This is a genomic window from Microbacterium daqui, assembly GCF_050408675.1.
Classification (GTDB): domain Bacteria; phylum Actinomycetota; class Actinomycetes; order Actinomycetales; family Microbacteriaceae; genus Microbacterium.
The window spans coordinates 1-13,957 of the sequence record NZ_JBNTKF010000026.1 but is presented as its reverse complement, the minus strand read 5'-3'; the positions used below and the strand labels follow the sequence as shown (position 1 = coordinate 13,957).

14 protein-coding genes, 1 tRNA gene and 1 riboswitch are annotated in these 13,957 nt (G+C 62.8%); of the genes, 11 read left to right on the top strand and 4 right to left on the bottom strand.

What is annotated here, in order from left to right:
• Positions 1 to 55: 55 nt before the first annotated feature.
• On the bottom strand, positions 56 to 334 hold the full coding sequence (locus tag ACQUSY_RS12025) for a hypothetical protein (protein ID WP_428904707.1): 279 nt from the start codon (positions 332 to 334) through the stop codon (positions 56 to 58).
• A 193-nt stretch (positions 335 to 527) separates the two neighbouring features.
• Here ACQUSY_RS12025 and ACQUSY_RS12020 point away from each other — a divergent pair, with 193 nt between their 5' ends.
• From ACQUSY_RS12020 to ACQUSY_RS12005, 4 genes are all read left to right on the top strand, one after another.
• Positions 528 to 1,142 carry an HD domain-containing protein gene (locus ACQUSY_RS12020; protein ID WP_428904706.1) on the top strand — a complete coding sequence of 205 codons (615 nt, stop codon included), beginning with the start codon at positions 528 to 530 and terminating at the stop codon, positions 1,140 to 1,142.
• Positions 1,143 to 1,224: 82 nt separating this feature from the next.
• Positions 1,225 to 2,319, top strand: a complete 1,095-nt coding sequence (locus ACQUSY_RS12015; protein ID WP_428904705.1) for a PD-(D/E)XK nuclease family protein — start codon at positions 1,225 to 1,227, stop codon at positions 2,317 to 2,319.
• A gap of 15 nt (positions 2,320 to 2,334) precedes the next feature.
• Positions 2,335 to 2,709 carry a hypothetical protein gene (locus ACQUSY_RS12010; RefSeq protein WP_428904704.1) on the top strand — a complete coding sequence of 125 codons (375 nt, stop codon included), beginning with the start codon at positions 2,335 to 2,337 and terminating at the stop codon, positions 2,707 to 2,709.
• A 193-nt stretch (positions 2,710 to 2,902) separates the two neighbouring features.
• The gene (locus ACQUSY_RS12005) at positions 2,903 to 3,688 is read left to right on the top strand and encodes an alpha/beta hydrolase fold domain-containing protein (RefSeq protein WP_428904703.1); all 786 of its coding nucleotides are present in this window, start codon (positions 2,903 to 2,905) and stop codon (positions 3,686 to 3,688) included.
• Positions 3,689 to 3,761: 73 nt separating this feature from the next.
• Here the strand turns inward: ACQUSY_RS12005 and ACQUSY_RS12000 are convergent.
• Positions 3,762 to 3,835 (bottom strand) — tRNA-Pro (locus ACQUSY_RS12000).
• A gap of 191 nt (positions 3,836 to 4,026) precedes the next feature.
• Here ACQUSY_RS12000 and ACQUSY_RS11995 point away from each other — a divergent pair.
• Positions 4,027 to 4,959: a D-alanyl-D-alanine carboxypeptidase family protein gene (locus tag ACQUSY_RS11995; protein ID WP_428904702.1), complete on the top strand. Its 933-nt coding sequence runs from the start codon at positions 4,027 to 4,029 to the stop codon at positions 4,957 to 4,959.
• 192 nt (positions 4,960 to 5,151) lie between these two features.
• Here ACQUSY_RS11995 and ACQUSY_RS11990 read toward each other — a convergent pair whose 3' ends face one another.
• The gene (locus tag ACQUSY_RS11990; RefSeq protein WP_428904701.1) at positions 5,152 to 5,562 is read right to left on the bottom strand and encodes a VanZ family protein; all 411 of its coding nucleotides are present in this window, start codon (positions 5,560 to 5,562) and stop codon (positions 5,152 to 5,154) included.
• A gap of 182 nt (positions 5,563 to 5,744) precedes the next feature.
• Here ACQUSY_RS11990 and ACQUSY_RS11985 point away from each other — a divergent pair.
• Positions 5,745 to 7,033, top strand: a protein-coding gene (locus ACQUSY_RS11985) for an IS3 family transposase (protein ID WP_428904700.1) whose coding sequence is annotated in 2 segments (ribosomal slippage) — positions 5,745 to 6,018 and positions 6,018 to 7,033 — 1,290 coding nt in all. Because the reading frame shifts where the segments join, the coding sequence is not laid out codon by codon here.
• Between the two features lie 97 nt (positions 7,034 to 7,130).
• Positions 7,131 to 7,859, top strand: coding sequence for a VIT1/CCC1 transporter family protein (locus ACQUSY_RS11980; RefSeq protein ID WP_428904699.1), 729 nt, complete (start codon positions 7,131 to 7,133; stop codon positions 7,857 to 7,859).
• A gap of 82 nt (positions 7,860 to 7,941) precedes the next feature.
• Here ACQUSY_RS11980 and ACQUSY_RS11975 read toward each other — a convergent pair whose 3' ends face one another.
• Entirely contained in the window at positions 7,942 to 8,457 is a 516-nt protein-coding gene (locus tag ACQUSY_RS11975) for a hypothetical protein (RefSeq protein WP_428904698.1), read from the bottom strand.
• A gap of 35 nt (positions 8,458 to 8,492) precedes the next feature.
• Positions 8,493 to 8,609, bottom strand: a riboswitch (SAM riboswitch).
• 676 nt (positions 8,610 to 9,285) lie between these two features.
• Here ACQUSY_RS11975 and ACQUSY_RS11970 point away from each other — a divergent pair.
• The 4 genes from ACQUSY_RS11970 to ACQUSY_RS11955 all read left to right on the top strand — a co-directional run bounded on the left by ACQUSY_RS11970 (position 9,286) and on the right by ACQUSY_RS11955 (position 13,689).
• On the top strand, positions 9,286 to 9,423 hold the full coding sequence (locus ACQUSY_RS11970; protein WP_428904697.1) for a hypothetical protein: 138 nt from the start codon (positions 9,286 to 9,288) through the stop codon (positions 9,421 to 9,423).
• A 168-nt stretch (positions 9,424 to 9,591) separates the two neighbouring features.
• Entirely contained in the window at positions 9,592 to 11,247 is a 1,656-nt protein-coding gene (locus tag ACQUSY_RS11965) for an ABC-F family ATP-binding cassette domain-containing protein (protein ID WP_070636546.1), read from the top strand.
• Positions 11,244 to 12,512, top strand: coding sequence for an MFS transporter (locus ACQUSY_RS11960; RefSeq protein WP_070636547.1), 1,269 nt, complete (start codon positions 11,244 to 11,246; stop codon positions 12,510 to 12,512). The genes ACQUSY_RS11965 and ACQUSY_RS11960 overlap by 4 nt, the downstream gene beginning before the upstream one ends.
• 223 nt (positions 12,513 to 12,735) lie before the next feature.
• Positions 12,736 to 13,689 (top strand): tyrosine-type recombinase/integrase, encoded by a 954-nt coding sequence (locus tag ACQUSY_RS11955; RefSeq protein WP_428904696.1) that lies wholly within the window; start codon positions 12,736 to 12,738, stop codon positions 13,687 to 13,689.
• Positions 13,690 to 13,957: the final 268 nt, after the last annotated feature.

Sequence of the window (13,957 nt, the reverse complement as noted above, 5' to 3'; positions counted from 1 at the left end):
TGGCCACGGCAGTGGGGGGCGCTGCGACAATCTGTGGAGAACGAAGAGAAGCGCGCTACTTGGGGATAACCGCCCCAGCGCACGGGCCATACGCATTGAGGCGCGCGAGGAACGCGTCGCTGTCGAACGACGTCCCAACGCCCACCATTTCAGACGTCAGCGCCGACATCAGTTCGGCACGTTCGGCATCACTCACGTCTCTATCCATCTGCAACGCCTCGTAGCTCGGCAACAGAACGATGGGGTCGTGGCTGTCTTGAACGATCGCGTCTGGCACAGCCGCGCGAAGCGCCACCGGGTCAGCGACGAGCCCCGCCTCCGCCAGTTCCGACATCGCTTCATGCGAGGCCTGCGCGGCAATTTTCGCGCAATCAGCCGACGGCTGGGCGGGCGTCGACGAACACCCGGCGAGAAGTAAACACGAGGCGAGGATCACTGAGGCGTTCCGCATGAACGACATGGCGCCCACTCTAGGCGGCGCACGCACGGTTCGTGAGAGGGTGAAATGCAAACGTGAGGAGGGGCGAGTGGAACCATTTGCTGCGATGGGTGCGCAACTGCGAGACATCGCGCTGACGTCAAAAACGCCAGCGACCGCGCTCCGCGCCTCGGGTTTGATCGAGCGAATCCCTGAGTTCACCATGCTGGCAACGATTCCGCAAGAGCCCCGCTGGCATCCCGAGGGCGATGTTCTCACGCACGCGCTCCTCGCGATTGATGAGGCCGCACGCGTGTGGGACGCGCAGAACGGCAACGCAGACCGACGCGATGTCGTGGTTCTCGCCGCATTCCTCCACGACGTTGGCAAACCGGCCACGACGAAAGCGGTCGGCGGCAAGATCGTCTCCCCCGGCCATGCCGAGGCTGGCGCGAAACTCGTACTCGAGCTGGGTGAGCGCCTCGGTTGGCCCCTACCCTTCTCGCAAGCTATCTCAGCGATTGTCGGCAACCACATGGTTCCCGTCTCCGTCCCGGGCGTCCCGTCTCAACGAGCCGTTCGCCGGCTCATCACGAGACTGACCGAAGCCGGAACCACGATCGACGAGTGGGCGGCTGTGGTCGCCGCCGACAGCGCCGCGCGCGAAGAGGCTTCAATCCCAAGCCGCGCCGTCGAGTGGATTCGCGTCGCGCGCGAACTTTGACACTGGGCGAACGGCGGTGATGCGCCGCACACGGTTTTGGATGATCCGCAGCGTTTGGCAGCTGGCCGCTAGGCTCGGCACTATGTCGCTAGACCTGACATTTCTCTCGGAGCGTCTCACCTCGACCTCTGCCCCGCCTCGTCCCGTGAATGTGTATGACATTTTGCGTGAGGGCTGGCGCGAGACCCGCGTCGACATGACACTGCAGTTCTTTCTCGACCCCAACGAGAGGCACGGTTTGGGCACCCTCGTCATAGACGCATTACTCAAGACCCTCGATGGTGCTTCGTCGATTGGGCCAGACGGCGCGTTGGAGGCAAGACTTCAGGCTGAAACGGCATCAGGTTCCGAAGCATGGGAAGTCGAAACGCAAGTCGATTTTATTGATGTCTATGCGGTAAACCGCGACCTCGACATCGCGATCGTTCTCGAGAACAAGATCGGCCATGTTCTGCACAACCCGCTGAAGAAATACGCGGCGCACGCCCGCAAGGAGGGCTTCGGCACGGTCATCGTCGGTGTCTTAGCCCCAGAGGTCCGAGCACACCAGAACCGCGCCCAAGAGAAGTACCTGTCACGACCAATTACTTACACGGACCTGTCAGACGCAATCACCGAATCAAATGCATTCACGTTGCTCGACCGTGCCGGCAGTAATCAGAATCAGCGGCGAAGTCTCGACCTGCTCGACCAGTTTCTCGAGGCCCGAACAACGGATAACACGATGGCGAACCTTCACAATGAACAAGAGCGTCTCGACGAGTGGCGCGAGATAAATCGCAAACATGAGCACGCAATCGCGGCGTTCGAATCCGCCCGCAAAGAAATGCGTCGAATGATTCGTGATCGACGACAGCGCCTAGAACCGCTGATCGCCGATCGGTTTGAGAGTCTGGGGCTACAGCCGGACTGGGAAGCGCATGGCGGGGCCAACGATGAAACGTGGAATGCGTACCATTTCCCGACGGCAGATTGGTCGATCGAGCTAAAATTCTCGCTTCGTCCCTCGATGCCGGCCGTGTTTGTCTACGACCGTGCGGGCAACACATACACAAACACCACCTCTCAAGACCTTGGCCTTGATTGGCTGGCATCTGATGAAGAACTTGCTGAGGCGTTTGTCACCCGCGTTCAAGCGATCCTGACCGACGCGTTGCACGGTAGCCGGCGAAACTAAGCGTTGGAACCGTTCATGATCACGTCAGCTGATACACCGCCCGGCCAAGAGCCCGGACGACGGTGGCTACGACTTGCCTCGAACCGCCTCTTCCGTGACGCCAGCCCCCCATACGTCTATCCCTATTTCGTTGACGTGAGCGTTGAACCGACGCCCGTGATGGTTCAGATTGGGGAAGGCGACGGACACAGCGCCGTCGGAGGAGTCTTCACCGTGTCGGATGCGCTCGGAGACGATTGGGCGAGCCGCTTCGTCAAAGCCGAGGCGACCTGGCTTCGACCGTATTTGCTGCGCGTTCTCGACGGTGGCACCGTCACCGAGGCCGAACTTATCGAGCATTTCCGCCGTCTGCACGGACAGAACCCGACTGTTGTGGTCGCGAACCACTGATGCATGCCAATCGAAAAACGTGGGCTCGGCACCAGGACAGCAAGGAATCTCGATGAGGACACCATTTCATCCCGACCTTGCCGCAGCGTGCTTTATTCCACGGTTTAGCTTTACACCCCTCATCGCAAGAATCGCACGAATGTTTCCCCCTCGGGGCCAACGAGAAGATGGGTTCGTTTCAATCGAAGAAATAGTGGTCAATCCGCACGTTTCGATTCGGTTGTTTCGCCCGAAACAGCTCAAAGATACAAAGCTCCCCGTACTGCTTTGGATCCATGGCGGCGGGCACCTCACCGGAGCTCCCGAACAAGACGACCGCGCCAACATGATCTTTGCGCGCGAGCTCGGAATAGTGGTGGCAGCCGTCAGGTATCGAATCGGTGCCCTTGCGTCAGCACCGGCAAGCGTGACCGACTGCTACGCGGCGCTGCGCTTCCTTTACGAGGGTGCCCCGGAGCTGGGCCTTGACCCCGATCGATTCGCCGTAGGGGGTGCAAGCGCCGGAGGTGGAATCGCTGCCGGGCTCGTTCTCTTCAACCACGATCATGGGGTGGTTCCACTCACGTTCCAACTCCTGGTGTACCCGATGCTCGACGACCGGACGGTGTCAGCCCCCAGAGAATCGTTCAGGATGTTTCACATGTGGAGCCCGGCGAGCAACAGGCTGGGGTGGAGCACGTATCTCGCAACGACCGCTGGTTCGGCCGAAATCTCACCGTACGCAGTTCCCGCCCGGCGGGAAGACCTCACAGGGCTCCCGCCTGCTTGGATCGGAGTTGGCACGCTCGACCTCTTCCTGGAGGAAAACATCGAGTATGCGAGACGGCTTCGAGACGCAGGTGTCGCCTGTGAAGTGGACATCGTTTCCGGAGCTTTCCACGGCTTTGACCAGGTGTTCTTTTCGAAAGGCGTATCGCGAACCTTTCGCGCGTCACAAATGCAGGCACTGCGGCAGGCAGGCATTCAAACCGTCGTTTGATACCCACGGCAAATAAACCCGTCAAAAAACGACAAAACCCTGATGAGAATTTTTTCTCATCAGGGTTTTTCTGTCGGGCTGACAGGATTTGAACCTGCGACCCCTTGACCCCCAGTCAAGTGCGCTACCAAGCTGCGCCACAGCCCGTTGTTTGGTTATCGCTGCCGCGAAGGCAACTCGTCTATCCTACCCACTCGACGGAGTGCTCGCGAACCACCTCCCGATCGCGCCGCGGAGTACCCGCCCAGCCCATGGTTCCGCCTCGCCACAAACGTTGCGTTCACATATGCCAAAAAGCAAACGCTAACGATATGCCTAGGTACGTACTCTCGATCACTATGAAGACTTCCCAGCCCAAAGCCAAGCTCAAGCCCGCGCGCCTCATCGCGGTGCTCGCTGTCATCCTGATGCTTGGGGGCGCCGGAAGCGCATTCGTTGCTTGGGCGATGGCACCACGCGGCGCCACGGTCGAAATCACCGAGGGTTCCATCACTGGGCTTCACGAATCTGTTGCGCTCACGTGGCCCAAGAATGGTGAAGCGGCGATTGCTGTGGGAGACGGAACCATTTCTGCGAACTCGGATCAGCCGTTGCCGATGGCGAGCATTTCGAAGCTCATTACAGTGCTCGTGATTCTCGAGGCCCGCCCGTTAAGCCCGGGCGACCAGGGGCCATCATTCGAATTCACGTGGGAGGACGAGAACGCCTATTACGAAGCCATGGCTAGCGGCCTTTCGGCGTTGCCGGTGCCGGTCCGCGGCACGCTTACGCAGTACCAAATGCTCGAGGGCATCCTCATCGGTTCGGCCTGCAACTACGTCGACTACCTCGTCTACGACATCTGGGGTTCGAACGACGAGTTCGTCAGCGCAGCGCAGTCGTTCCTCCAGCGGCACAGCATTAGTGACATCACCATGGTCGAGCCGACCGGAATCGACTACGGCAACACTGCTACTCCCGCCGCGCTCATTCAGGTTGGTCGTCTCGCTTTAGCGAACCCGATCATCGCCGAGATCGTTGCGAAGCGTTCCATCGAACTGCCCGGCGTGGGCTTCGTTGAGAACACCAATGATCTGCTCGCTGACCCGGGCGTTGTCGGCCTAAAAACCGGCACCCTCGACGGCTACAACCTGCTCTCCGCGAAAGACATCGTCACGACCGACGGCTCCACGGTGCGGGTATTCGCAGTTGTGATGAATCAGACCTCTGACGACGAACGCTTTAGCGCGACCCGCTCGCTCTTCGACCAAGTCACCGGCTTCACGAACTGAGCGCCGCCGTCTCCCGTGCGGTCTACGAATCGATCCACACCGTCGCGTTCACTTCAGCCGGGCCCCGCATTGCGACGCCCGAGAACAGACCGTTCACCGCGGCACGCGTAGAACTGATGCTGTGGCTGCGGCTGCAGCTGTGGCTAACGCTGCGGAACCTCGCTAACGCGACGGTTATCGAGGAGGGACTCGCTACTCCTGAGGTGAGGTTCGCATCATGCGGATCAGTGCCACGATGCAGGCCCCGATGAGCCCGCCCATAGTGTTCCAAACGATGTCATTAACGTCGGGCACGCGGCCCGGGACTCTCACCTGCAGGTACTCGATTGTGAATGAAATGGCGAACGCGAACACCGGCGCGAAAAGCCAGAGCTTCCGACCAAAGATGATGGCAAGGGCTACACCGAGCGGAATGAACACGAGCGCGTTGAGGGTGCTTTCTACCTGAATGAACGACATCCCTGAGACGGCGGGCTCTGCAAATGCATAGGCCAGGTGCATCACTGCGTTACGCACGGGTGCGACGATTTGGCGCGGCATCAGCGTGAGAGCGAGTAAGAACGCGACCGTCGCGATGAGCACGACGAGGCGGGGACCTGACATGGACGAAGCGAATTTGGATCGGGTCATGTTTCCATCTCAAAGGATTGGATGTTGCGTGAGCGTATTGGTTTTGTGGTGTGGGTAACCTTTGAAGCGCACGAAAGTCGCGTCACCGCTGTGCCGGTAGAACTGAACCGTCCCAGGTTTGATGCCGTTTCCTTTTGAGTTGAAAGGATGGCGTTATGCCGAAGAAGATTGATCCCCAGGTTCGTGAGCGGGCTGTGCGGCTTGTGCTTGAGCATCGGGGCGAGTACTCGTCGAGTGCTAGGGCGATCGCTGCTGTCGCGCGTCAGGAAGGGGTCGGGGTGGAGTCGCTGCGGCGCTGGGTTGTGCAAGCCGAGATCGACGCCGGCAACCGCGACGGTCAGACCAGCGAAGAGCATGCCGAGATCCGACGATTGAAGGCCGAGAACCGTCGACTGCGGGAGGACGTTGCGATTTTGAAAGCGGCGACGACTTTCTTCGCGGGGGAACTCGACCCCCGCAACCGTTCATGATGGGTTTCATCGATCAGATGAGGGCCGAGGGGCATGCGGTCGAGTCGATCGTTCGCGTCCTGCGTGAGCAGGGTGTGAAGGTCGCCGCACGCACCTACCGCGCCTGGCGTCAAGGCCGCATTAGCGTTCGGACGGTGACTGACGCGCTCGTGCTCGATGCTGTCCGTGACGCGGCTTGGCGAGTTGAGGAGCTCGCTGACGGGACGGCGCGTCGCCGGATGACTCCAGAGGGCTTGTATGGGCGGCGGAAGATGACCGCGCTGATCCGCCGCCCCGCGATCGCTGACGCGTCGCGTGGGGCCGTGGACCGCGCCATGCGCTCACTCGGGCTGGCCGGCATCACACGGGCGAAAGGAACCCGCACGACGATCCCTGCCAAGGACGGGATCCGTGCCGGGGATCTGTTGAATCGGGACTTCACCGCACCGTCGCCGGATCACACCTGGGTGACCGACTTCACGTACGTGAGAACGTGGGCGGGCTGGGTGTATGTCGCGTTCATCCTCGACGTGTTCTCCCAACGGATCGTGGCTTGGCACGCGCAGACCACTAAACACACCGACCTCGTCATGATCCCGCTCAGGATGGCACTGTGGGAACGCGACCGGCAAGGGCACCCGATCGGTCCCCGGCAGCTGAGACATCACTCCGATGCGGGCTCTCAATACACGTCCGTGGTGCTGACCGAGCACCTCGCGCTCGAGCAGATCGCCCCATCGATCGGGTCCGTTGGCGATGCCTACGACAACGCCCTGATGGAGACGATTAACGGGCTCTACAAAGCTGAATGCGTGCGCACCACCGTCTTCCACAACGGCCCTTACAAGACCATCGCCGACGTCGAATACGCCACCGCCGGCTGGGTCGACTGGTACAATCACCGCAGGCTCCACGGTAGCCTCGGAATGGTCAGCCCCAACGAATACGAGGCTACCTACTACGCGGCACACTCCCGAGAACCGCTCCCCGCATAGAAGCGGCACAAAACCTGGGACGGTTCAGAACACCCGTATTCGCCTAGATAGTCTCAACATTCCATCAATCGGACTGGTTCTCGAAAGGACCAAACAGATGACCTCCGAACAGCCCACCCCTCCCCACCTTGGTGAATTTCACAGCGGAAACGTCGGTCAGCGACTGAACTGGTTGCGTGCTGGCGTACTCGGCGCGAATGACGGGATCGTCTCGACCGCAGGTGTCGTGATCGGTGTCGCCGCGGCCACCCCAAACAACGTTCTCGCGATCGCTACCGCCGGTATCGCCGCTGTCGTCGCTGGCGCCTTCTCAATGGCGGGCGGGGAGTATGTGTCGGTAAGCACGCAGCGTGACACTGAGAAGGCGCTCCTCGCGAAGGAAAAGTGGGAGCTCGAAACTATGCCGGAGGAAGAGCTCGAGGAGCTCGCCGGTCTCTACCGCGACCGCGGCCTCTCCGACGAACTTGCGCATCACGTCGCTGTTGAGCTCACCGCGAAGGACGCACTCGCGGCGCATGCTGAGGTCGAACTCCGCATCGATCACGAAGAACTCACCAGCCCCTGGGCCGCCGCGATTTCGTCGTTCATCTCTTTCGCGGTCGGCGCGCTCATTCCACTCGTCATGATCTTGCTGCCGTTGGGAGAACATCGTGTCTGGGTCGCGGCTGTCTCGGTTGTGTTCGGGCTTTTTCTGACCGGGTGGATCAGTGCGGCGCTGGGTGGTGCCCCACGCGGTCGCGCCATCCTCCGCAACATCGTCATGGGATCCGCGACGATGATCGCGACCTACCTCATCGGCCTCCTCTTCGGTGTTGCCGTCGGCTAGCGTCCGACGCTCATCGTTGATGGTTCCGTAGCCCAACGCCGGGGCGCGCACGGTCCGTGCGACGCCCCGGTGTTGTGGGGGACTACTCGATGATGGTTGCCGGGCCGCCGTTCGTCGGGTAGAGCCCGCCCATCGGAGCGGGCTTGCCGTCAGCGAGCACCCATTCGAGTGCGCGTCGCGGCGACTCCCCCGCGCGCACTTTCTCGAACCACGGCACCCAACGGGTCGGGTTCAGCCGGAAGATGCGGGGGCGACGCTCGTTGCTCGTCGGCCACAGCTCAAACAGCGGCGCGTGGCGGTTCATGTCAATCGTCTCGAGGCTGCTCATGATGAGCTCAGACAGCAGGTAGTAGTCCGCGGGCGTGAACCCGGCGGCGTGCAGGCCCCGGGCCGTCTCCTTCCAAATCTGCGGAGCACGCGTGTTGCCGTTCATCACCCCCGGCGCCACGTAGTTCATGACCGTCACGCCCGGAAACCAGGGCAGGTGGTCGACCATGTAGCGCGACCACAACGGTCGATCGGCGACAGGCACGTCGCCCCATCCGTCAGTCGGGTGAAGCTCGTCGGCGCCTTCGCGACCAATAACGATAAGGGACATGGGAATCTCCATCCCGGACCCCGCCACAGCGGGCATCCATCGACTTGCCCGCCACGCGAATACGCCGGGCCAGTTCTTCCCCTGGGGCACCCCGATCGATGGAGGGGGTTGCCGTGTAGCCAGCCAGGTACCGACAGCTACAACTCTTGAACCTGAGCACGAGTGTAGCGTAGGGCTGGTCTATCGCCGTACGGCTCAGACTCGTTAGTTTCTCCAGAAACGACAAAGCCCTGACGAAAATTGCTTCTCATCAGGGCTTCTCTGTCGGGCTGACAGGATTTGAACCTGCGCCCCCTTGACCCCCAGGCGTCCAGAGGACTTCGGCCGGACCGAATTCCGCGTGATTCCGGGCGTCAGATCATGCAGAGCACTTCACGAGATGCATGGTTTGCATGATTCTGGTCCCCTTCTGGTCCCCCTCATCAATCACGAAGATCCTGGACGAGGTTGCTCCGCGGTGCGAACCGCAGACCGAGCGCCGGGATCGCCGGTGCTGCCTGAGAGCACTTGCCACAGGTCCCTCAGGTCAGAACCGGCGAGGTCTGACCCGCGCGGAACGTGCCGACCCCAATCAGCGTCAGACAGTTGCGATAGGAAATCACGCGCCTCTGACGGACGAAGGGAGCCTGGTTCGTGACCCTGTGCGAACTCCGCCCCGAGCGAGTTAGCTGCCGTTCTCGGACCTGAACTCATCCGCATCACCACGCCTGCCTCGGTGTTGACCCCGTGATAGAGCATCGCACCGAGCAAGTTGATGCTTCGCAGGTCGCTCTCGCTGACGTTCTCAAAATCGATACCGCTTGTGGAGGCGTCGGTGTTCGGAGCCCGGTGACCGAACTGTCGAGCGAAGGCGGTACTGAGGACGAACGCGTTGGAGGAGTCGACTTGATCGGCGACCGTCGCGCCGGTGTCGCGGAGGAGGTCGGCAGCGAGGCAGAATCGCCAGCCGGCGGTGTCATGCGGTAGAATCGAGTCCATGCATTTGTACTTCCTGTGACGGTTGAGCAGGCCTACCGCGCTCGTTGAGAAATCCGAGACTGCGGCGGCCGCTCGTTCTGACCCTTCTGGGTCGCCGTCATTTGCGTACCTATCTGCCTGTCCGTGGCTGGTGGTGCGTCGTCTCGAAGGACTTCAATGCTTACCCCGACGAACCGTCATCCGGCGCGCCATCGCGCGCAACTCATCACTTCCGACGTGTCTTTGATGCGCGGAGCCACACCCGTCCTCCATCATGTCGACCTCACCCTCACTTCCTCATCGCGTGTCGCGATCGTGGGAGAGAACGGGCGAGGGAAATCGACCCTCCTGCAGGTACTCGCTGGCGTCCTGGTCCCGGACAGCGGAACAGTCCAGCGCATTGGCACGATCGCTGTGGCCGAGCAAGAGATGACCGCCGCTGACAGTCGAACTGTTGGGCAAGCGGTCGCAGAGGCGATCGCCGAACCACTGGCCGCGTTGGCGGCGCTCGACGCGGCCGCTCTCGCTCTCGCGGACAACACGGACCGGGCGGAGGAGCAGTACACGGCCGCGTTGGAACATGCCGAAGCGCTCGATGCGTGGGATGCCGAACGGCGCGTGCAGATCGCGCTCGAAGCACTCGACGCGGAGACGGACTCGACCAGGCTTCTCGCAGACCTCTCGGTGGGACAGCGTTATCGGGTACGGCTGGCGTGCCTCCTGGGCGCCGATCACGACTTCCTCCTGCTTGATGAGCCCACCAACCACCTCGACCGAAGCGGGCTCGAGTTCCTGACCGCGCAGCTCCGAGCGCGGAGCGGGGGTGTTGTCGTCGTCAGCCACGATCGCGCGCTGCTGTCCGACATCGCGGAGACCATCGTCGACCTGGACCCGACGCCGGACGATCGGCCGCGCGTGTACGGGAACGGCTATGCCGGCTACCGGGAGGGACGTCTGGCCGAGCGGGAACGCTGGGAACAGGACTATGACCGCCAGCAGGCCGAGCATGCTCGGCTACAGGACAGTCTCAGCGCCGCGCAGAACCGACTCGTCTCGGGGTGGAGACCAGAGAAGGGCACCAACAAGCATGGGCGCGCCACCCGGGCCGGCGGGCTTGTGCAGAACGTGCACCGACGCCAGGAAGCACTCGAAGCCCACGCCGTCACCGTGCCGGAACCGCCTCAGCTCTTCCGGTTCCCCGAACTCCCCACAAGAACCGGCGCGGTTCTCCTCAGCGTCGATCACGTCAGCGTCGCCGGGCGGCTGAGCCAGCCAGTGTCGTTCTCACTCTCCCACCGCGGCCGTCTCGTTGTGACCGGCCCGAACGGTGCTGGGAAGTCCACACTGCTGAGCGTGGTCGGTGGTGAGCTATCGCCGGACACCGGAGCGGTTCGGATGCCTCGGAGCACGCGCCTCGGCTTTCTCCATCAGGAGACGACCCTGCCGCCCGATCGGAGAGCGAGCGAGGTGTACGCCACGCACGTCGGCGCGCTCGTGTCCGAAGGCACCTTGCAGGAATCGGATGCGATCGGCCTCTCCCAGCTTGGTCTCCTGCGCCCGCGCGAGGCGGGCAAACGAGTGGGCGAGCTCTCGATGGGGCAACAGCGCCGGCTCGATCTGGCACTCGTGCTCGCGATGCGCCCGCATGTGCTGCTCCTGGACGAACCCACCAACCACCTTTCAATCGCGCTCGTTGACGAACTCACCGACGCGCTCGGAGCGACCGCAGCGGCGGTCGTCCTGTCAACGCACGACCGGCAGCTGCTCCGTGACGTTGACGAATGGCCGAGCCTCGAACTGACTTCGATGGTCGAAGGCGAGGCGCTGGTATGAGCGAGAAGAACCTCAACCGGATACGTGCCCTGCGGCCACTGGCTTCGCGGGATTATCGGCTCCTGTTCGCCGCAGTCGGCATCGAGGTCTTCGGCACCGGGATGTGGACCATCGTGATGGTCTTCCAAGTCCTCGCGCTCGATGACAGCCCGCTCGCGCTCTCAGCGGTCGCAACAGGGATGAGCTTGGGCCTGTTCGCCTTCTCGATCCTGGGTGGCGTTGTCGCCGATCGGTTCTCCAAACGACGCATCATCATCACCGTGCAGGGATGCACCGCGGCTGTGATGACCGTGGTGGCAGTCCTGTCCCTCACCGAGACGATCGAACTGTGGCACGTCGGCGCCGCCTCCTTCGCGATGGGCGCAGGAAGCGCGTTCTTCTACCCCGCCTACAGCGCGTATCTGCCCCAGGTGCTTCCGTCTGAGCAGCTCCTCGCCGCGAACGGGCTCGAAGGCGCTCTCCGACCCTCGATGGGGCAAGGCCTCGGGCCCGCCCTCGGCGGAATCGTCGTCGGCACGTTCTTTCCCGCCATCGGGGCCATGATCGTCGCAGCGTCGTACGCGATCGCGTTCATCCTCACTCTGTTCCTCAGTCGGCGCGACGAACTGACCACGGTCACTTCTCCGGAGCAGCGCACGAGTGTGTGGGGCGACCTTCGAGCAGGCGTCAACTATGTGGCTCGCACTCGCTGGTTGCTCTGGACTCTGATCTTCGGCTCCTCTCTCGCCCTCATCATCCAGGGACCGATCGAAGTGCTGCTGCCGTTCATCACCCGCGACAGGTTCGAGGACGCCGAATCGACGTTCGGTTTCCTCCTTGCCGCATTCGGCATCGGCGGGGCGATCGGCTCACTCGTTGTGTCATCGCTGAAACTCCCGCGCCGCTACCTCACATTCATGATCGCTTGCTGGGGCGGCGGAACCCTCCCCCTTGCGGTCATCGGCGTCGCCGACAACCTGATTCTGATGCTCTCAGCACTGTTCATCGTCGGCGCGGCGACCGGAGCCGGTGTCGTCATCTGGGGAACCCTGCTGCAACGTCTGGTGCCGCTCGACATGATCGGCCGAGTCGCGAGCCTCGACTTCTTCGTCTCGATCGCGTTCATGCCGGTCTCGATCGCCATCGCAGGCCCGCTCTCACTGCTCGTGCCCATCCCCGTGATCTTCGTCATTGCCGGCATCGCGCCACCCGCCCTTGCGCTGATCGCTCTGCTGGCGGGGCGGATGCGCGAAAGCGAGATGAAACGCTCACTGGACGAACGCTGAGACGCGACTGTCCGGGTCAAGAACATGTTGGGATTCGAGGCAGACGAACAAGGCCTGCGCTCACCCATCACGGCCTTGACCCGGACCGAGCATCGTCCGATCGGTCCGGTGGCGTATGACTGCATCAAGGTTGTCATCGTCCGCTCTGGGTCCGCGGCTCCTCGACCAAGGGCATGGACGTGTCCATGACGCTGCTGGAGTTCGTCACCTCCATCGGCGACCGGTGGGCGCGGGGCCTGGACCCGACCTCCACCGGCGAGACCTACGGCTACGGGCTGAAGCTGCGGGTGCTGCCCGCGCTCGGGCATCTGCCGGTCACCAGATCACCGCCGGCATCATCGAGCGCACCATCGATGAGTGGGAACAGCGCCACGGTGCCTCGACCATCAAGAACACTATCGCCCCGCTCGTCCGAATGCTCGATGAAGCCGTGCGGGACGGGCTGATCCAGATCAACCCCGCGAAGAACCGCGCCAAGCGGAGCCTGAACCGCAACGCCTTCCGCGGCCAGTCCGCCGAACACGCCTCCCCGCGGGCGCACGCGATCCCCGACATGAAGACCCTCAACCGCCTCGCGCGCGCATGTGGGAAGGTGCATCAGTCCTACAGCGACTTCGTGATGCTCGCCGCGCTGCTCGCGGCCCGGTCCTCAGAGGTGTCTGGGTTGCAGGTCGGGGATGTCGACTTCGACAAGAACCTCGTGATGATCCGCCGACAGGTGTTCCCCGGCAAGGGCGGCCTGGTCACGAAGCCGACCAAGAGCCGCAAAGAGCGACGCGTGCCGATCCTCGAACCGCTCCGGCCCGTGCTCGAACGCCTCACCGACGGCAAGGAGCCCGCGGACTCGTTGCTGGTCGGTCCGAAGGGCGGCTACCTCACCACTGCGACCGTCCGCGACGCCACGAACTGGGACGGCGTCGTGGCGAAGCTCGGGCTGCCTGACCTCACCCGGCACGGCCTGCGCCACACCGGGGCGACCTGGATGGCCGACGCCGGCATCCCGCTGCACGTCCTCCAAGACATCCTCGGGCACGCCTCGATGGAGACCACCCGCGGCTACCTGCACCCCGACGACCGCCACCTCGCCTCCGCCGCTGAGCAGGCCAACGCCTTCCTCTCCGCCGCCGGACAACGCAAGCACACCCGGCGCAGCAGCCCCGCGACCAGGGGCGTGTGATGCGCTCCCACCCCCGCGGGAGTGCTCCCGGAAGCGTTCTGGTCCCCTTTTGGTCCCCTTATCCACAGGAAGCAGGTGCAGGGCGGTCCGTTCGTCCACAGTCGACCACCAGCGAGAGCGCCGGGGGGGGACCAGAGGGGGAATGGGCTGACCCCGTTCGGTAGGTCCGGTGGTTGTGTGAGTCGTCCTGTTGCCCGGGGGTCCGGGCAGGGAGACTGGTCAGATCATGACGAACAGCAGGAAGCGTCACACTCCGGAGCAGGTCGTC

Bases quoted from the DNA above. Each gene is read 5' to 3' on its own strand.
- ACQUSY_RS12015 (WP_428904705.1), top strand. From the start codon at position 1,225: ATGTCGCTAGACCTGACATTTCTCTCGGAGCGTCTCACCTCGACCTCT.
- ACQUSY_RS11965 (WP_070636546.1), top strand. From the start codon at position 9,592: ATGCTTACCCCGACGAACCGTCATCCGGCGCGCCATCGCGCGCAACTC.
- ACQUSY_RS12010 (WP_428904704.1), top strand. From the start codon at position 2,335: ATGATCACGTCAGCTGATACACCGCCCGGCCAAGAGCCCGGACGACGG.
- ACQUSY_RS11980 (WP_428904699.1), top strand. From the start codon at position 7,131: ATGACCTCCGAACAGCCCACCCCTCCCCACCTTGGTGAATTTCACAGC.
- ACQUSY_RS12025 (WP_428904707.1), bottom strand. From the start codon at position 334: ATGTCGGAACTGGCGGAGGCGGGGCTCGTCGCTGACCCGGTGGCGCTT.
- ACQUSY_RS11990 (WP_428904701.1), bottom strand. From the start codon at position 5,562: ATGTCAGGTCCCCGCCTCGTCGTGCTCATCGCGACGGTCGCGTTCTTA.
- ACQUSY_RS11995 (WP_428904702.1), top strand. From the start codon at position 4,027: ATGAAGACTTCCCAGCCCAAAGCCAAGCTCAAGCCCGCGCGCCTCATC.
- ACQUSY_RS11975 (WP_428904698.1), bottom strand. From the start codon at position 8,457: ATGTCCCTTATCGTTATTGGTCGCGAAGGCGCCGACGAGCTTCACCCG.
- ACQUSY_RS11960 (WP_070636547.1), top strand. From the start codon at position 11,244: ATGAGCGAGAAGAACCTCAACCGGATACGTGCCCTGCGGCCACTGGCT.